An 18901-nucleotide genomic window follows, 5' to 3' on the forward strand; every position below is an offset into this window, starting at 1 on the left:
TGTACTTTAATGTCTGTTTTCTTTAAGAAATCAGACTCCAACGCTAAAAATTTTAAATCTAGACTTTATAAGCGCCGAAAAAGCAGAAAAATTTTCCAAAAATGTAACCGGTTACAGGAAAATATTTCCAGCTGATAGAATTTATCCGGTCAGAAGAAAAATAAATGATCATGTAGGAGAGATGTTATGGCGAGTGAAGATATCGAGAATAAAGAGTACGACGCCTTAATAGTCGGCTCTGGTGCTGGGGGCGGCATGGCTGCCTATGTGCTGGCCACAGCCGGTTTAAAGGTACTGCTGCTTGAAGCGGGGCGATCCTACGACCCGGTCAAAGAAACCCCTATGTTTAACTTGCCCAAAGACGCGCCCCTGCGCGGTGGTAGTACGCCAGAAAAACCGTTCGGTTTTTACGATGCGACAGTGGATGGTGGCTGGCAGGTACCCGGCGAGCCCTATACCCAGGGATCTCAAGAGAAAGGTCGACGTTTTGACTGGTGGCGAGCGCGTATGCTGGGTGGCCGCACGAACCATTGGGGGCGTATTTCCCTGCGTATGGGTGAATACGACTTTAAGCCCTACTCAAGGGATGGGCTCGGCTTTGACTGGCCCATCAGCTACCAAGACCTGGCACCCTACTACGATAAAACCGAGATGCTTATTGGTGTCTACGGCACCAATGAGGGATTGGAAAATACTCCGGACTCTTCCGACGGCGTATTATTGCCGCCCCCTAACCCCCGTGCTTATGAACTGCTAGCGAAAAAAGCTTGTGATAAGCTGGGTATCCCCGTGATCCCCTCACACTTGGCGATTCTCAGTGAGCGCCTCGACCATGAAAATATTCCGCAGAAACTGTTCCCCGATAACAAGCTTGCCCAGGATGTAACTCGCGAATCGATGAAATCCCGCGCAGCCTGTTTTTGGGCCACACCCTGTGGTCGCGGTTGTTCCATCAAGGCAAATTTCCAGTCCACCACAGTACTACTGCCTCCTGCGTTGGCTACAGGCAATCTAGACATCATCACTGACGCGATGGTGCGCGAAGTTACCGTTGATAAGAAAGGCAAAGCCAACGGGGTTGTTTACATTGATAAAGATACCCGCCAGGAAAAGTTTGCCAGTGCCCGCGCCGTTGTCGTCGCGGCCAGTGCCGCCGAGACATCGCGCATTCTTCTCAATTCAAAAAGTACCTTATTCCCAGACGGTCTCGCCAACGGCAGTGGTGTTGTAGGTAAATACCTGATGGATACTGTGGGTGCCGGAGTCGGTGGCCAAATTCCAGCCCTGGAAAATATGCCCGCCCATAACGAAGACGGCGCGTCGGCAATGCATATGTATATGCCCTGGTGGTTATATAAAGAGCAGTTGCGCGGAGACCTGAATTTTGCGCGCGGTTATCACATTGAATTCGGTGGTGGCCGCAGTATGCCTGGAGCAGGTGCCTTCGGTGGTATGGGTGACTTTACCGAAGGTGCCTATGGTAAAGATTTGAAAAAGGCCTGCCGACGCTATTACGGCTCCTTTGTTTGGTTCGATGGTCGTGGGGAAATGATCCCTAATGATGATAGTTACTGTGAAATTGACAAGAATCAAGTTGACCAGTGGGGTATCCCGGTTCTGAAATTCCACTGGAAGTGGAGCGACCAGGAGCTCAATCAGGCTGCCCACATGCACAAAACCTTTGCCGAAATTATCGAGGGTATGGGCGGCAATGTGACCACAACGGTACAGACCGATGGTGCCAAGGCCATTATCAACGGTGGTGCGATTATTCATGAAGTTGGCACCGCGCGAATGGGTTCCAACCCGAAAGACTCTGTGCTCAACCCTTACTGCCAGTCTTGGGAGGTTCCGAACCTCTTTTTAACCGACGGCGCTCCCTTTGTTTCCAATGCCGATAAAAACCCAACCCTGACCATTATGGCGCTGGCTTGGCGTACCTGTGACTACATCGTGGAACAGTTTAAAAAGAGGAACATTTGATATGAGCAAGGATAAAACAAACCTGAGCCGCCGTAATGCCCTGCGTTTGATTGCTACTACTGCGGCTGCGGTCCCGGTAATCGGTTGTTCTGAGAAAGCAGCACCAAAAGTTGAGTTGAAGGAAGATAAAGCAGCTACAAAACCAGCGGTTAAGAATCTTGACGCACCTAAACAAACTTTAGCCAGGGGTACACCAACAGATCCTGATCTGCTTAACCCCGTCGTACCATGGGAAATGCAATTAGATGCGCGTGAGTTGGCGGTACTCGCAGCGCTTTGCGATGTGATTATACCTGCAGATGAAATTTCACCGAGCGCTTCTTCAGTAGGTGCACACCATTACATCAATGAATATGTCAGCGCACCTTATTCCAACAATAAGGCGGACCTTGTCACTATTCGCGGAGGGGTGGTCTGGCTAGATGGAGAGTCCAGGCGCAGGTACCAAGGCCCATTTGTTGAGCTGAATGAATCTCAAAAAAATGCAATCTGCGAGGACATCAAATGGACTCGTAACGCGAAGCCAGAATTCCAAGCCGGTGCACGTTTCTTTGCCAAGGTAAGAGTTCTTGTATCTACCGCATTCTACACCACCGAGGAAGGCATGGCGGATATTGGCTACGTAGGTAATAGGCCTATGGCCAGCTTCCCTGGCGCACCGCCTGAAGTATTAAAACGACTCGGCTTAGAAAGCTGATAACCGTGTAAGGCAACCCCCTGGGAAAGGGGTTGCCTATAAAAGTAAGCCAGGGATGGATAGATCTGGAACCGGGCTTATTCCGAAAACTTGGTATGAGGGTATGCCGAGTTTAGAGGGTGCACGGAAGGCTCAAAAATTATAATAAAAGTGATGCTTAGCTATGAAAGAGAAAACCCAAAAAGAAAACCGCAGGGCGGAGTTACTTCGCACATCCGCCAGTGCACTGGTGTTATGCAGTGTCGTCGGCATGGCACAGGCGCAAAATACAGAGGAAGCCCAAAAAGAAAACTTGGCTCTTGAAGAAGTAGAGGTATTGGGCATTCGACAGAGCATGGAGAAAAACCTCGATGTAAAGCGTTTTTCCAATGCGGTGGTGGACTCAATTACCGCTGAAGATATTGGCAAGTTCCCAGATAAAAACGTAGCCGATGCCTTACAGAGGGTGCCAGGAGTCTCTATCGTACGTAGTGGTGGTGAAGGTGCGGAAGTGAGTATCCGCGGTACCGCTCCGGAGCTTACCTTTACCCAGCTGAACGGTAACTATATTGCTACTCCGGGCGATGAGCCGTCACGCTCGCTAGATTATTCCTTGTTGCCCGCAACAATGATTGCCCGTACAGATGTTTATAAGAGCCCTGAGGCAAAGCTGGATGAAGGCGGAATCGGTGGTACTGTCATTTTGCATACCCGCAAACCTCTGGACCTGGACGCGGGAGAGGGCATGCTATCGGTTGAAACAACCTACGCGGATGTCACTGAGAAGTATGAGCCACAATACACGGGTTTTTACTCATGGAAAAATGATCAGGAAACCTTTGGTGTATTAGTTGGTTATTCCAAGCAAGACCGTCAAAATCGTGTGATTAGCACCACCACAGAAAACTGGGGATGGCAAGGTGACGTTAAGCCCCATGAAGGGGTAGAAGAAAGGGGGCCCATGGTAGATATCGACGGTAATGAGTACCGGGATTTCTATGCCCCCAGAGCCGTAGTGGGTAGCGTTTTTGAAGAGGAGCGTACCCGCGAGGGAATTCAGCTCAGTGCTCAGTGGCGTCCGGTTGAACAACTTGAGCTAGGTGTCAATTATTTTCGCTTTGAGCAGGGTGGCAACTCAGAGAATTACCGTATTGTATTTCCAGAGTGGAACTATGGTGATGCAGTTGCACCCGGTAGCCTTAAATTTGACGAGGATGGCGATACCTTACTCGGTATTGGCATGTTGGACAGAGGCCAGGCCGAATTGCAGTCTCCTCAAGTCGCTGGTGACTACACGCGAGCTGAATATGTGTCAGATACCTTGGATTTTAATGCTATTTACCAAGGAGATGGATATAGCGTGCGATTGGTTGTGGGCAGCACCAGTGCGGAAGGCGGACCTTCGGAGAAATTGTTTGCCTCAGTAAACTCTCGCTATGGCACTGTGACTGACTGGAGCTGGGACCTAAGCAGTGGTACTGCAGAGATTGATACCAGTGCCGATCTGGGAGACCCCAATACTTACCCCTTATACGATTGGTTTTCTTCGCACTGGACCAGTAGTGAAGATGATGAAAACTACTACCAGTTAGATGTGTCTATCGATATGGATTACGGTTGGCTGACTTCCCTTGATGTAGGGCTTAAATACCGCGACCACGAAATTAACCGACGCATTACTAAACAAGCTTGGGATGATGATAACCCGCCGTGTCCGACTATTAACTGGCCGAATGAAGACGGTAAAGATGGTCTTTGTTATCCCTGGTGGCCGGACGATTCTTTCCACACCGACCCTAATGGCGTTCCGGATACGATTGATATCCTTTCCAGTGGCCCACTCGATAATATTATTGGTGGTGTAAAAGTGCCCAACTTTGCCCACCTGGAGTTTGAGAAGCTAAAAGAGTTTCTCTATGAGACTTATGGTGATCCTACAGTAACCGTAGAACGGGACCAGGACTATCGCATCGGTGAGGAAGTGACTGCAGCCTATGTACAGCAAAATTTTGCTTCTGCCACTTTGCGCGGTAATTTTGGTGTTCGCGCGGTGCAGACCAAGCAATATGCCCGAACCTATGACAATATTGACGGGGTTTTGCAAGATGAGCCCAATGTCCGCGATAGCAGTAACACCGATTTTCTGCCAAGCGCCAATATCGCTTGGGATATTAACGATGATTTAGTAATGCGTGCAGCCCTCGCGAGGGTTGTTGCCCGAGTTAATTATGATGACCTCGGTGGTTCTGAATCAATACACGCCCCACTGCCAGGAGCGACTGTAAGAGATGGGTTTGCGGGGAACTCCGAATTGGAACCCTATAAAGCGGATCAGTTTGATTTGGGTCTGGAATGGTACTTCGACGATGCTTCCGCAATGGGAGTAACCCTGTTCAGGAAGGATATTGCATCATTCGTCATTAACGGCAGTTCCCTGGTAACCAGGGAAATAGATGGTGACATTTGGAATGTAAACATGTCGATGCCTGTTAATGGCACCGATGCCACCGCTCAGGGTGCCGAGCTGTTTGTGCAATATGCCTTTGATAACGGTTTTGGGGTTTTTGCCAACTATACCTATACGGACACAGAGCTGGCCAATCTTGACCTCGAAAGCGGTGAAACAATCAAAACAGAAATTGCGGGTACCTCTAAAGATCAATACAATCTATCGGTGTACTACGAGAATGACCTTTTCAGTGTGAGAGCCTCTTACAACTATCGCAGCGCCTATGCGGATGGCTATAGCAACGGCGTGAATACGTTTACTGATGAGTATGATCAGCTTGATGTAAATGCTTCTTATAGTTTGATGGAAAACCTTACTCTCACTGCCTCCATTATTAATCTCACCGAAGAGAAGGTGGATAGATATTGGGGTGAAGAAAACAGAGTCTTGGGTTCCTCCTACTCAGGTCGCCGCGCCTATATGGGGCTGACTTACAGCTTCTGATCCCGCCATAACTTCGGCGCACAGATACAGTAATGTCTCTGTGCGCTTTCCATTTGAGACAAATCATTGTGATCAGCAAAAGAAAATTCCTGAAATACTCCTTCCTGGGTACTGCTGGCGCCCTGGCAACCTCTTCAGTGGCAGCTATGGCAAGGGGTTATACGAAGAAGGGAAAAAAGCCCGTAGTCATATCAACCTGGAACCATGGGGGCCCAGCCAATGAGGCAGCTTGGCAGGTTCTCAGCGAAGGTGGCAGGGCTTTGGATGCCGTAGAGGCAGGTGCTCGGGTGCCGGAAGCTGACCCGCAGGTAACCAGTGTTGGCTATGGCGGTTTTCCCGATCGCGATGGTGTAGTGACCCTTGATGCCTGCATTATGGATGACAAACAAAATTGTGGTTCAGTGGCTTTTTTACAGGGTATCAAGCATCCCATCTCGGTTGCGCGAAAGGTGATGGAGGAAACTCCACATGTAATGTTGGTCGGCGAGGGCGCACAGCGTTTTGCCGTTGAACAGGGGTTTGACATTGAGAACCTGTTAACTCCAAAAGCTGAAGCCGCCTGGCGTGAGTGGAAGCGCGAGTCCCGTTACCAGCCGGTAATCAATATAGAAAACCACGATACTATCGGCATCTTAGCCGTGGACCAGGACGGCAACCTCTCAGGTGCCTGCACCACCAGTGGCGCGGCTTTCAAGATGCACGGGCGGGTAGGGGACTCACCGATTATCGGCGCCGGACTCTATGTCGACAATGAAGTGGGTGCGGCTACTGCCACGGGTATGGGCGAGCTAATGATCAAGACTGTCGGTTGCCATCAAGTAGTGGAGCTGATGCGTCATGGCTACACACCGGAGGAAGCCTGTCGTGAGGCGGTGGAGCGTATTGCGCGCAAGCTAGGGGACTATAAGAAGTTCCAGGTGGGTTTCCTGGCTTTAGATAAAGCCGGTAATTACGGTGCTCACTGTATTCACCCAGGCTTTAATTATGCAGTAAGAGATGCGAGCGGTGCACAATTAGTAGATTCGAAAAGTAAACTCGGCTGATTGTCTTCTAGGGGCAAGCAGCAGTTAGTTGACTTGCCCCAATAGGAAGAAAATTCGAATTTGCTCAATACACTGCTCAGTGCAAAGTTCGTGCTTGCTGCCTGTTTAGACGCAGTTCTGGGGAGAAGCGAATCATATCTAGGAGAGCATCAAAATAATGTTCGCCTAAGTCGCCAAGGTCTACAAAGCGAGGAGAAAGAAGCCAGTCTTCCAGAACACCAAAAAGGCCTCCGTGAAGCATTTGTTGGGCCAGTTTCAAATCCAAGTCGGCAGGTAATTGACCGACTGATAGTGCAATCTCCAACAATTCTCCCATTCGCTCCAGCCGCTCTGTGCGGCCTTGCTTAATACGGTGAGTGGACTCGCATACTTCACTGATTGGGTCGCATGGCAGGAAGATAATCTCCAGCAAGCGCTGCCATTCATCATTACAGGCAATCTCATCGAATAGCCATATCCAGCGGGTACGCAGGGTGCCTAGAGGGTCTATCTTCAACTCATCACCGGCCGCCGCGCAGAGGTCTTCACCGGGCAGGCGCATGCGCTCGGTTAGAGCGTTGAGTAGCCCAACTCTGTCGCGGAAATGGCTATGCAGGGAATCACGAGTGACTCCGGCAAGCTCTGCGACTGCCGTTAGGGAGGCGTGGGTGACGCCAGATTCGTGAAAAACACGAATCGCGGCGTCTAAGATACGCTCTCGGGTGTTAAGTATTTGCTCTTCTCTATATTTAGCCATGGGCAATGCAGCTTCTTCATTATCGTAATCGCCTCATTTGACCGCATATTCACGGCTGTTCGCCGCATGAAAGCAAATGAGACTTTAGTGCAAACCCTTGAAAACACTGGGTAAAAGTGCATGTTAGTCGATATTCATGCGCTGATGAATAGTTGATCGGATTTCATCACTACACATAAAATGCGTGGCCACTGGAGTTAGACCTTCCTGTCACCATCTCTTTTTCTCCCGAACTGACCGCAGTATCCAGGCCGTCAGCCCTGATCGAGGTAACCATGCTCAATAAAAAAGCGTTTATCAGTCTTTTGATCACTAGTGCATTGCTTGCCGCTTGTGATGAAAGAACCGCTGCGCCACCGATGCCGGCGCCACAGGTGACTGTGGTTACGCTGGAAACCGAGCCGGTTACGCTTACCAGAGAGCTACCTGGTCGCACTTCACCTTTCAAGGTGGCGCAAGTTCGTCCACAGGTAAATGGCATCATAAAACAGCAATTGTTCCGTGAAGGTGGGCGTGTCGATGCAAATCAGCCACTTTATCAGCTGGATGACGCCATTTACCAAGCGGATGTGGATAGTGCGCGCGCTAAATTACAGGGTGCAAATGCGGCAATGAATATCGCCCGCCTTAAGGCCGAGCGCACCGCAGGCCTTGTTAAGAGTGGCGCTGTCAGCAAGCAGGAGAATGATGTCGCAGAGGCAGATTTGCAGGAAGCCCGCGCCTCTGTTGCAGCTGCCAGGGCGGAGTTACACCGAGCCGAGATCCAGCTGGACTACGCCCAGATTACCTCACCGATTACTGGCCGTATTGGTAAATCCAGTGTCACTCAGGGTGCTTTGGTAGCGGCCAATCAGGCCGCAAATTTGGCCACTGTGCAACAGCTGGACCCCATCTATGTGGATGTTACCCAGTCCGCAGCAGAGCTGGTCAGCCTGCGTCGGGCTCTTCAGGCGGGTACATTGGCAGATGCCACAAATCTGCCAGTCAAGATTTTGCTGGAAGATGGCAGTGAGTTTGAACATCAAGGCAAGCTAGAGTTTGCCGAAGCCAGTGTCGATCCCTCTACCGGAAGTGTGTTGCTGCGAGTCGTTGTCCCCAATCCAGACAATATGTTGCTGCCAGGCATGTACGTGCGCGCGATAGTGGGTAGCGGTGTACGGGAAAATGCCATTCTGGTGCCTCAACAAGGTATTGCAAGGGACCCGAAAGGCAATACTTCGGCAATGGTGGTCAATGAAGAGAATATTGTTGCCCAACGCTCTGTTCGGGTCAGTCGCACAGTCGGTAACCGCTGGCTGGTAGAAGAGGGACTGGAGCCCGGTGACCGTGTCGTGGTGGCTGGATTACAGAAAATTCGCCCCGGCGCGCCGGTGCAGCCTAGTGAACGTGAGGATAAACAGGCACCAGCAGCAGCTGGTGACGGCAACGCTGCTACTGAGCAAGGTTCCTGAGGGTAAGGGTTATGGCGAGCTTTTTTATCAACCGGCCCATCTTTGCCTGGGTTCTGGCAATTATCACCATGCTGGCAGGTGCATTGTCTATCAGCAAGTTGGCGGTGGAGCGCTATCCGAATATCGCACCGCCCTCTATTAATATTGAGGCCAGTTACCCTGGCGCCTCCGCCAAAGTGGTGGAAGATTCGGTGACGCAGATTCTGGAGCGGAATATGAAAGGTCTCGATGGCCTTCTCTATATGTCTGCTGTCAGTCAATCCAACGGTGGTGTGTCTGTCTCCCTTACGTTTGAGAATGGTACCGACCCGGATACCGCACAGGTGCAAGTCCAAAACAAGGTACAGCTGGCAATGCCGCTGTTGCCCCAAGAGGTGCAGTTACAAGGGGTCAATGTCAGTAAGTCCCGTGGTGGCTTCTTGATGGTTGCAGGTTTTGTCTCCGAAGACGGCAGTATGAACCGCAACGACATTGCCGATTACATCAACTCAGCGATTGTGGACCCGGTTAGCCGGGTGCCAGGTGTCGGTAATGTGCAGGTGTTCGGCTCCAAATATGCAATGCGTATCTGGCTCGATCCCAACAAGCTGACGACCTATGATTTAACGCCGAATGATGTAGCCGCGGCGGTCCGGGCCCAAAATGCCCAGGTCACAGTGGGCAGCCTTGGTGGCGCACCGGCGGTGCCAGGGCAACAACTCAATGCCTCTATTACCTCCCAGGAGCGCCTGCAAACCCCGCAACAGTTCCGGGAAATCGTGGTACGAGCCAATGATGATGGCTCCATACTACGGCTTGGCGATGTCGCCCGCGTTGAGTTGGGGGCAGAGAATTATGAATTTATCTCCCGCTACAATCGTCAGCCGGCTACCGGTATCGCCATTAACCTGGCCACCGGTGCCAACGCACTGGAAACCGCCGAAGGCGTGAAAGCGAAGCTTAAAGAGCTGGAGCCTTTCTTCCCTCGGGGGCTTACTTCGGTCGTACCATTTGATACCACGCCCTTTGTGGAGGTCTCCATTAAAGGTGTGATCAGCACATTGATTGAAGCAATTGTACTGGTCTTCCTGGTGATGTATCTGTTCCTGCAGAATTTCCGTGCAACCCTGATCCCTACAATCGCAGTACCGGTGGTGCTGTTGGGTACCTTTGCCGTACTCGCAGGACTGGGCTTCTCGGTCAATATGCTCACCATGTTCGCTATGGTATTGGCCATCGGCCTGCTAGTGGACGACGCTATTGTGGTGGTGGAAAACGTAGAACGGGTGATGCGCGAAGAGGGCTTATCGCCAAAGGAAGCCACTAAAAAATCCATGCATCAGATTACCCCGGCATTGATCGGAATTGGTGTCGTGCTGTCGGCGGTGTTTGTGCCAATGGCATTTATGGATGGCGCCACTGGCGTAATTTACCGGCAGTTCTCAGCAACCATTGTTGCTGCCATGGCCTTGTCTGTATTAGTGGCGATTATCCTGACCCCCGCACTATGTGCCGCCTTGCTGAAACCACTTTCAAAAGGGGAAAGCCACGGTGAGAAAGGCTTCTTCGGTTGGTTCAATCGCAACTTTGAGCGCGGCAGTCGGCGCTACCAGGGCGGAGTGCAGGGCATCCTAAAACGTAGCGGCCGCTTTATGCTGTTGTTTGTGGCCCTCTCCGCTGTGATGGCCTTCTTATTCCTGCGTTTACCCAGCTCCTTCCTGCCCGATGAAGACCAGGGCGTGCTCTTCTCTATGGTGCAGGCACCCGTGGGTGCGACCCAGGAACGCACCATGGAATCTATCCGCAAAGTGGAAGATCAATTCCTGGATAATGAGCAGGGCACTGTGAAGTCAGTATTTTCGGTGCAGGGCTTTAGCTTTGCCGGTAGCGGCCAGAATACCGGTATCGCCTTTGTGAATATGGAAGATTGGTCTGAGCGGGAAGAAGAGTCGCAAAGTACTGGAGCAGTCGCCATGCGTGCTATGGGCGCGCTGATGCAAATTAAAGATGCCATGGCTTTTGCCTTTGCACCGCCGCCTCTGCCAGAGTTGGGTTCTTCTGGTGGCTTTAACTTTTACTTAAAAGATAACGGCAACCTGGGGCACGAAGCGTTGACCGCTGCCCGCAACCAATTCTTGGGAATGGCCGGGCAGAGTAAATTACTCTCTAACGTACGCCCCAATGGCCAGGAGGACACGCCGCAGTTTCGGGTGAAAATCGACAACGCCAAGGCTGCGGCCCTCGGCTTGTCTATTGCCGATATTAACAGCGCACTGAGTACCGCCTGGGGTGGTTCCTATATCGATGATTTTATCGATCGCGGCCGGGTCAAGCGGGTTTATATGCAGGCGGATGCACCATATCGCATGGTGCCGGAAGACTTCCAGCTTTGGTCTGTGCGCAATGACAAAGGCGATATGGTGCCTCTATCTTCCTTTGCCAGTTTTTCCTGGGAGTATGGATCTCCCCGCTTGGAACGCTATAACGGCGTGCCCTCCATGCAGATCAATGGCCAGGCAGCAGCGGGGGTCAGCTCTGGTGAGGCCATGGCGGAAGTGGAGAGATTGGTAGCCCAGTTGCCAGCGGGCGTTGGTGTTGAGTGGAGTGGCCTTTCCTATCAGGAGCGCGCCGCCGGAGCACAAACACCTCTTTTGTATACCCTTTCATTACTGATTGTTTTCCTGTGCCTTGCCGCACTTTACGAGAGCTGGACAGTACCGACCGCCGTATTGTTGATGGCACCGCTCGGTATTCTCGGCGCCGTGCTTGCCAACAGTTTGCGCGGCATGGAGAGGGATATCTATTTCCAGGTGGCTATGCTGACCACTGTCGGCTTGACCAGTAAGAACGCCATTCTGATTGTGGAGTTTGCCAAGCAAAACCTGGAAAACGGAATGGAGCTGGTGCAGGCGACCATGCGTGCAGTCCGTGATCGCCTGCGCCCAATTTTGATGACCTCTTTGGCTTTTGGTTTGGGAGTTCTCCCACTGGCGATTGCCACCGGTGCAGGTTCCGGCGCACAACGGGCAATTGGAACCGGGGTACTGGGGGGAATGGTTGTGGGCACACTACTGGGAATCTTCTTTATACCGCTGTTCTTTGTAGTGGTGCAGAGACTGTTTGGGCGTAAAGCTAGCAGTACTGATACTGGGCAGGATCAAGTTCTTGCCAATAAAAAGACAGAAGCTGCGGAAGCTTTGTAAGTCTCAAGCCAGAGAAAAGCCAGGCCGCATTTCCCGGCCTGGCTTTTTTGTATTCGCTCTTTGATAGAGCACACCTTAAATGTAAGTGAACTCAGTAATTCCCAGGTTGGCAGTAGCTTCGGCTATTTTCTTCGCCCCATGCCCAGCTTCCGAGAAATGCGTTAATTTCATAAAATGGACAAAGTAATCCTTGATACAAAAAAAGCGGGATTTTGATACTGAAGCTTTCTTGTATTTTAGAGGCAGGAGCAGGATGGAACACTGCAAATACGACATTATTGGCGATATCCATGGCCACGCCAGCGCATTGATTGAGCTGCTCGATGTACTGGGTTATCGGGAAACAAGCAGCGGTTTTGCGCACCCAGAACGCAAAGTCATCTTTCTTGGAGACTTTATCGACCGCGGTGAGCACCTGATAGAGCACCGTAAGCTCCTGAAGATAGTCATGCGTATGGTCAAAAATGGTCATGCCAAAGCGATTATGGGTAATCACGAGTTTAATGCCCTGGCTTATCATACCGAAGTCAATGGCAAGCCCCTGCGCCCACATACCGATAAAAATACAAAACAGCACCAGGCTTTTTTGAATGAGTACCCGGATAACGATCCAGAAAAATCTCAGGTATTGGATTTCTTCAGGTCATTGCCTCTGTGGCTTGATCTTGGCCCTCTGCGTGCGGTACACGCTTGCTGGGACGAAGAGAAAGTTAATTTTTTAGTATCGAGAACCGATAGCGGCAGGTTAACGTCTGAGCTTTTGCTGCAAGCTAGCTCCCCGGGCAGTGATGCCTTCAAAGCGGTGGAAACTTTGCTCAAAGGGTGTGAAATTGAACTGCCTCAAGGAGTGAGTTTTCTGGATAAGGATGGTAATCGCCGCTCTGCCGTCCGCGTTCAATGGTGGAACGCTTCTGCAAAAGCGCTGGGGGAGATAGCGTTACCGCGTGGTGTTGATATCGGTTCCGCCGCTAGCTTGCCTGTGCCTAGGGGTATTCCTTATTACCCTAAAGCAGATAAGCCCTGCTTTATCGGTCACTATTGGCTTAAAGGTGTGCCAGCACCTCTAACCGAGAAAGTTGCTTGTCTCGATTATTCCGTGGCGGGTAACGGCAAACTGGTTGCTTATCGTTTTGATGGTGAACGGGTCTTGAGTGAAGACAAGTTTGTATTTGTGAAGTAGATACCGCCCGCTTGAGTTTCCATTACAGGTTTCTTGTGGATAGCTAGCCTGCCAGTAAGGTCCATGTAAAGAATTGCTGGCATTGGCGCACAGCAAGGCCACTCCGCAGAAATTACGCTGTAAAAGCCAGGCTTGAGAATAGAGCCTGGCTTTTTTAATTCAGGAATATTCTTCGTTTAAGCAAGTTCAGCAATACGTTCATTTGCCGCAGTGGTGGCTTTCTCTTTTGCCTCTTCACCAGTGGCAAGCCCTTCGGAGTAAACAAACTCAACATCAGTGATGCCCACAAAACCGAGGAACTGCCGCAAAAATGTGCTCTGTGCATGGTTGTCACCGTAGTAGCCCCCCCGAGCAACAAAGATGATCGCTTTTTTATTTTTCAGTAACCCTTCTGGCCCATTTGCCGTGTAGCGGAAGGTGATGCCGGCTCGGGCGATATGGTCAAAATAGGTGTGCAGGGTAGAGGGGATTGTAAAGTTGTACATAGGTACGCCGAGGACCAAGGCATCTGCTGAAGAGATCTCTTCGATCAGTTTGTCTGAAAAATCGACAATCGCCTGCTGATCTGGAGTGCGCTGATCAGCCGGGGTATTGAAGGCCTGGAAGCGATCCAAGGATAAATGGGGTACCGGATCTGCTGCCAGATTACGCTGAACAACTTCGCCCTCCGGATTATTCGCCTTCCAGCGCTCAATATACTTTGCCGCCAACTGGGAGGTCTGGCCACCGGCTTGAAACATGCTGGATTGGATATTGAGCAACTTTGTCATGACGGGTTCCTTATGAATCATTTAACTTGAGGACTATTGAATCATTGATTAATTAGATAAAAAATTAGAAAATTTTGCTCAAACCCATCTAAAAATCCGATATATGACTGATCAGTTAGCGAACCCGGCTTTAAGCCCAAAGATCACCCTGGAGCAATGGCGTTGTTTAGTTGCGGTCGTTGAAGGGGGAGGGTATGTACAGGCGTCGGAACTCCTACACAAGAGTCAGTCTTCCGTTAGCTATGCGGTACAAAAGCTGGAATCCATCCTCGGTGTAAAGGCATTTACAATCACTGGTCGCAAAGCGGCACTTACGGCTGCTGGGCAAATGTTATATCGCCATGCCAAACAATTACTGGAAGATGCTTCGGCAATGGAAATGGCTGCCCGGCGTGCTTCTGTGGGTTGGGGGTCGCTGGTGTCAATTTCTGTGGAAGTGCTGTTTCCAACTTGGCTATTGCTAGATTGCCTGGAGGTATTTGGCCAAGAGAGCCCACATACCCGAGTAGAGGTTTACGAAGTGGTGATTAGCGGTGCCCTCGATGCCCTTACCGAGGGAAAGGTGGACTTTGCGATTGATCCGAGAATTCCTCCCGGTTTCAATGGCGAGTTACTGCCAGCACCAGCACGCATTATCCCAGTGGCCCACCCCAGTCACCCATTACATCAACTGGAACGCGAACTAACCCTGAAGGATCTGCGCAGTCATCGGCACCTGATCGTTAGAGATTCAAACCCCCAAAGCGATAGTGAAACCCTAACAGTTGAAGTTGCCAAGCGATGGACGCTGAGCAATATGGCAACGGTAATCGGGGCAACTTGCAGGGGCTATGGGTTTTCTTGGTTGCCGCAGGATAAGATTCTTGGGGAGCTGGCCGATGGAACACTCAAACCTCTCCCCTTAAAAGGAGGGCAAGAAAGGTGGCAGCCTCTGTATCTTATTTTTCCTAATCGCGATGACATATCGCCCGCAGCGCGCCGGTTGGCGGAGATAATCCGCCAACGACTTGAAAGCTTACATATTGGTACGTGATAAGGCGTTAGGCGCTGTCTTTTAGTTGCTTGGTTTTTTCAAACCAGAAAGCATAAAAATCTTCAGTTACCAGCTGCTCGATATTGGTTGCCTCTTCACGGGGACAAAATACGGTCGCGGTGATGACATCATGGCCAAGATCATTAGTGGTCACACTTACTTTTGCGTCAGGGCCAGAGAGCTCCACACCCATCCGATTCTCAATTAGCTTGCAGTAGCGCTCGGCAACTTCCCGAAAAGATTCGCAGTGCTCTTTCAGTCGTTCGGCAATAAACTTCTTGGCTTCAAAGGGGTTAATCTCACTGCGCTCACGGGTTATCGAGAAAGTGTGCTCGATATAACGGCGCATAAAATTCAGGTTCTTTACCGGCTGAGTAAAAAAAGCATTATTGGGAATATAGAGAGTGGTTCCGGTATAACCATTGCCGAGGCCATGGGGATCAATCTCCAAAAGCGTGGTGCTTAACCAGTCACTATCAGTAACCTCGCCAAATTGGTCGCCCACTTTAATCCAATCGCCAACAGTAAAGGAGCGCATATTGGCTTGGTATAGGCCACCCACCAAGCACTGCACGGCCTCACGCAGAGCGAGGACAATCGCTACAGAAAAGGCGGCAATAGAGAGGGCGAAATCTCGTAATTCTGTCACCCAAACAGCAATTACACCGATGACCAATAGCAGGTTGCCGATGTTGTGTACGGTGTTGATCCTACGACGCTTATCGGCTTTTGCCCAGTTACTGCGAGCAATGGCAAGGGTCAGTAAGCCGCGGACTAAAAGAATGACGGCAACTACACAGAGAGTAATAAAGAGTTTGCTGTGGAAAATCTGTTCCAGTAACTCGGGATTCATTCGGGGTGGTAGACCTCAGTTTTTTTGGTTGTTTCTTAGGTTGTAGCCTTATAAGCCCCTCTGTTTAGGTAGGTGCATTGAGAGCACTGGGCCAGTTGAAGGCGACATCAGTGGGCTGTAATAAGAAGGAAGGTGCGCAATGTATCTTTAGGTGGCCCATTTTGTAAATGGGCAGAGTAAATTACAGCCTTGATTGGCCATTTCACCCCATTACTGCCTGCTCCGAACGTAGTTATCGGTAATCGGGATTGGAGAAGTCGGGCTTGCAACCTGCATCCCAAGCAGAGCGCCGGTTCCCATGGGCGGGTATACCCCCCGCATCTTTTATCATTCGGGCCATATGCATTAGGTTCCAGGTCATGAAGGAGGTATTCCGGTTGGTAAAATCATTTTGTGGACCGCCAGAACCGGGGTCGAGGTAAGAGGGGCCTGGGCCGGCTTCGCCAACCCAGGCGGCATCTGCTTGTGGTGGAATGACATAACCCAAGTGTTGCAGGGAATAAAGGATATTCATTGCACAGTGTTTAGCGCCATCTTCGTTACCTGTTATCAGGCAGCCGCCGACTTTTCCATAATAGGCATACTGCCCCTGATCATTAAGGTTTGACGAGTTGGCGTAGAGACGCTCTATGGCTTGTGTGCAGATAGAGGATTTTTCACCGAGCCAGATAGGGGTTGTGATGACGAGAATATCTGCCTCGTTAACCTGGTGATAAATTTTGGGCCAGTCATCGTTCTCCCAGCCGTGCTCGGTCATATCTGGATAGACACCGAAGGCGATATCATGGTCAACGGGCCTGAGCAGGCTTACCGATATGCCATTTCTTTCCATAATCTCTCGTGAAATACGAATTAGTCCGTCGGTATGGGAGAGTTCTGGCGTTGGCTTGAGGGTACAGTTTAGGAACAGTGCTTTCAGATCTGAGAAATCCCAGTGGCTGGATTCGCACTCTTTGATTTGTTGATTGTTGAGAGGCATCTCAGAGCTCCTTTTGCATCAACTATTGAGCAAGTGTCGAGATTTGAATACAGGTATAGCAGCCAGGGAGCTATTAAAGCTGTCGGTTGGTTCCAACAACCAATGGCTAAAGGCATGAGATTAGCGCGACTGCTGTTCTCGCTGCCATAGATCCCAGTGGTGAACTTCAACGATTGATAATGAGAGCGAAATGGGTAGGGAGCTACAGGCCTGCCAGCTGAAATTTGAATTGGCGCTTCTCTTCCACTAAAAGTCTGAAAATTTTAGGAGGTACCTGGGTTAATCCGCTACTTTATTTACTTAAAGTTCACAAGCGACTTACCGAGGTGCACCATGAAGGCGAATCTACCTCTGACTTATAGATTTTTATCGGCCGTTTTCATTCTGACAGCTCTTTACTCTGCTCCATTGAGTGCAAATCCTGACATGAAAAATACTTTAGATGGCACTTGGTGTGCTGTCGATGGGGAGTCGTTTATTTTATATGAAAGCCAAAAAGACGCTTTGGATGTAGGTAAGGATATTTATTGTCGAACTTTCAAAGTCCTTAAGAAAACTAAAACCGGTGGGGGTGGCCGCTTCATTGACAGCTTCAAGAAGCCTGCTGACTTTAAGCATAAATTGGGCGGTCACGAAGAGACAAAAAATGGAGCGACTACCAATAAGGATGTCGGTATCTTTGTCTTTTCTAACTCCGGTGATACCACTCGTATAGTGACTGTCGACGTATCAGATGAAAGCGTGGGCAACTTTACTCTCGACAGTAGCGGAATAATGCAGGGGTTTACCGAGGAGGTGACTTCTGATGCTCAAGTTCACGAAGCGCATGTGGGAATTTTGACTTTCAAGAGGGCTCCAGGCCCTATACCAGCATCAGCAAAATTTGATCAGGAGTGGGAGTCCGTCTTCCAGGCGACACATAAGAAGCAATAAGTGTTGGGCCTACCAGCAAAAGGAAATAGCCGCGTCTTTCGAAAAAGAGTGAAAGACGCAAAGAATCACCAAGAAACAATCTAGCAAGGGGAGGATTGCGGCTTAGAGAAGCTCTGCCATTTTCTTTATTAGAATGGCCGAGGCGTTCTCACTAAACTGCTGCCCCTCCTCAATATATTCCCACACGGTGGCGTCGCTCTTCCAGCCACCTTGCTTCTTGATAAGCTCAAAGCCAATCTTTTCACGAGCCGCAGAGGTCGATAAGCCACGGCGAAAGCTGTGGCTGCTTAACTCGTCAACAAAATCGAATCCGCAGGAGGCACCCAAGTTTTTTAGTAAGTCATTAATTGCTGCTGGGTTTAGCTGCCTGCTTTGCACCGTATCCCACCGGTTCACCGCTCGAAATACGGGCCCACTTTCAATGCCGCTGACCTTGAGCCAGGTTTTCAGAGCTCTTGCAGGGCAAGCCTCAGGAGCACCAAAGGGCAGGGCGCGCATCATTCCTTCGCCACTTTGGTCTGTTTTTGACTTGGGAAGCTTTACGATCACGCCTTCCTCCTCCCATACCAGGTTTTCCACCTGAATAGCCACTAGCTCACTGCGACGAAAGGCACCAAAGAACCCTACCAGGATAAGAGCCAGATCACGTGCGCTCTTCCTCGTCTGGGATTGAGTGCGTAAATATCGGGTCATGCTAGCAATGTGCTGCAGGCTGAGCGCTTTTGATTTCTCTTTAGGTTTGCCGTGAGTGCGACGGACACCACGCATGGTTTTCTGAACCAATGGATCTGTGACGGGGTTTAGCACTCCCTGGTATTGATGCCATTGCCCGATTGCGGTGAGGTGAAGGTCTAGAGTACGAGGATTAAGCTCCTCAGCACGGCCGAGGACGTAGCGCACCAGAGTGCTGCCATCTGTGGGTAGCCGCCCTCCCCATTTTTCAAACTGGCGAATTGCCGAGCGATAAGCCCTGCGGGTGTTATCGGATGTGGCGGCACTCAGGTATTTCTGAATGTCCTCATCGGTCAACAATTCACCAGTGCCCCCAAGTGTACTGGGAGTGTTCTTTTCGAGGTGCTTTTTGGCGGCAAGAGATTTGTGATGTTTCATGATGCTCGAACTGCTGGGA

14 protein-coding genes are annotated in these 18901 nt (G+C 50.4%); 9 read left to right on the plus strand and 5 right to left on the minus strand.

Annotated elements, in window-relative coordinates:
• Positions 1-186: 186 nt before the first annotated feature.
• The 4 genes from ACJJIC_RS13350 to ACJJIC_RS13365 all read left to right on the plus strand — a co-directional run bounded on the left by ACJJIC_RS13350 (position 187) and on the right by ACJJIC_RS13365 (position 6655).
• The gene (locus ACJJIC_RS13350; protein WP_444904718.1) at positions 187-1983 is read left to right on the plus strand and encodes a GMC oxidoreductase; all 1797 of its coding nucleotides are present in this window, start codon (positions 187-189) and stop codon (positions 1981-1983) included.
• Between the two features lies 1 nt (position 1984).
• On the plus strand, positions 1985-2680 hold the full coding sequence (locus ACJJIC_RS13355) for a gluconate 2-dehydrogenase subunit 3 family protein (RefSeq protein WP_252085880.1): 696 nt from the start codon (positions 1985-1987) through the stop codon (positions 2678-2680).
• A gap of 163 nt (positions 2681-2843) precedes the next feature.
• Positions 2844-5612: a TonB-dependent receptor gene (locus ACJJIC_RS13360; protein WP_445357140.1), complete on the plus strand. Its 2769-nt coding sequence runs from the start codon at positions 2844-2846 to the stop codon at positions 5610-5612.
• Between the two features lie 68 nt (positions 5613-5680).
• Positions 5681-6655 carry an isoaspartyl peptidase/L-asparaginase family protein gene (locus ACJJIC_RS13365; protein WP_445357141.1) on the plus strand — a complete coding sequence of 325 codons (975 nt, stop codon included), beginning with the start codon at positions 5681-5683 and terminating at the stop codon, positions 6653-6655.
• Between the two features lie 76 nt (positions 6656-6731).
• On the opposite strand, the gene ACJJIC_RS13370 is transcribed toward ACJJIC_RS13365, so the two are convergent.
• A complete protein-coding gene (locus ACJJIC_RS13370) occupies positions 6732-7391 on the minus strand; it encodes a TetR family transcriptional regulator (RefSeq protein ID WP_445357142.1) in 660 nt (219 codons plus the stop codon).
• A gap of 275 nt (positions 7392-7666) precedes the next feature.
• Here ACJJIC_RS13370 and ACJJIC_RS13375 point away from each other — a divergent pair, with 275 nt between their 5' ends.
• The 3 genes from ACJJIC_RS13375 to ACJJIC_RS13385 all read left to right on the plus strand — a co-directional run bounded on the left by ACJJIC_RS13375 (position 7667) and on the right by ACJJIC_RS13385 (position 13204).
• The gene (locus ACJJIC_RS13375; protein ID WP_445357143.1) at positions 7667-8842 is read left to right on the plus strand and encodes an efflux RND transporter periplasmic adaptor subunit; all 1176 of its coding nucleotides are present in this window, start codon (positions 7667-7669) and stop codon (positions 8840-8842) included.
• An 11-nt stretch (positions 8843-8853) separates the two neighbouring features.
• Positions 8854-12024 (plus strand): efflux RND transporter permease subunit, encoded by a 3171-nt coding sequence (locus ACJJIC_RS13380; protein WP_445357144.1) that lies wholly within the window; start codon positions 8854-8856, stop codon positions 12022-12024.
• A gap of 253 nt (positions 12025-12277) precedes the next feature.
• The gene (locus ACJJIC_RS13385) at positions 12278-13204 is read left to right on the plus strand and encodes a metallophosphoesterase (RefSeq protein ID WP_444909629.1); all 927 of its coding nucleotides are present in this window, start codon (positions 12278-12280) and stop codon (positions 13202-13204) included.
• Between the two features lie 176 nt (positions 13205-13380).
• Here the strand turns inward: ACJJIC_RS13385 and ACJJIC_RS13390 are convergent, their stop codons facing one another.
• On the minus strand, positions 13381-13974 hold the full coding sequence (locus tag ACJJIC_RS13390; protein WP_444900794.1) for an FMN-dependent NADH-azoreductase: 594 nt from the start codon (positions 13972-13974) through the stop codon (positions 13381-13383).
• A gap of 103 nt (positions 13975-14077) precedes the next feature.
• Here ACJJIC_RS13390 and ACJJIC_RS13395 point away from each other — a divergent pair, with 103 nt between their 5' ends.
• Positions 14078-15007, plus strand: coding sequence for a LysR family transcriptional regulator (locus tag ACJJIC_RS13395; RefSeq protein ID WP_445357145.1), 930 nt, complete (start codon positions 14078-14080; stop codon positions 15005-15007).
• A 7-nt stretch (positions 15008-15014) separates the two neighbouring features.
• On the opposite strand, the gene ACJJIC_RS13400 is transcribed toward ACJJIC_RS13395, so the two are convergent.
• Entirely contained in the window at positions 15015-15860 is an 846-nt protein-coding gene (locus ACJJIC_RS13400) for a mechanosensitive ion channel family protein (RefSeq protein ID WP_252085888.1), read from the minus strand.
• A gap of 232 nt (positions 15861-16092) precedes the next feature.
• Positions 16093-16839 carry a flavodoxin family protein gene (locus tag ACJJIC_RS13405; protein ID WP_444900792.1) on the minus strand — a complete coding sequence of 249 codons (747 nt, stop codon included), beginning with the start codon at positions 16837-16839 and terminating at the stop codon, positions 16093-16095.
• Between the two features lie 333 nt (positions 16840-17172).
• Here ACJJIC_RS13405 and ACJJIC_RS13410 point away from each other — a divergent pair, with 333 nt between their 5' ends.
• Positions 17173-17772, plus strand: coding sequence for a hypothetical protein (locus ACJJIC_RS13410; protein WP_445357146.1), 600 nt, complete (start codon positions 17173-17175; stop codon positions 17770-17772).
• 102 nt (positions 17773-17874) lie between these two features.
• On the opposite strand, the gene ACJJIC_RS13415 is transcribed toward ACJJIC_RS13410, so the two are convergent.
• Positions 17875-18882 carry a site-specific integrase gene (locus ACJJIC_RS13415; protein ID WP_445357147.1) on the minus strand — a complete coding sequence of 336 codons (1008 nt, stop codon included), beginning with the start codon at positions 18880-18882 and terminating at the stop codon, positions 17875-17877.
• Positions 18883-18901: the final 19 nt, after the last annotated feature.

It is taken from the genome of Microbulbifer mixtoriginis (SeqCode) (assembly GCF_052468275.1).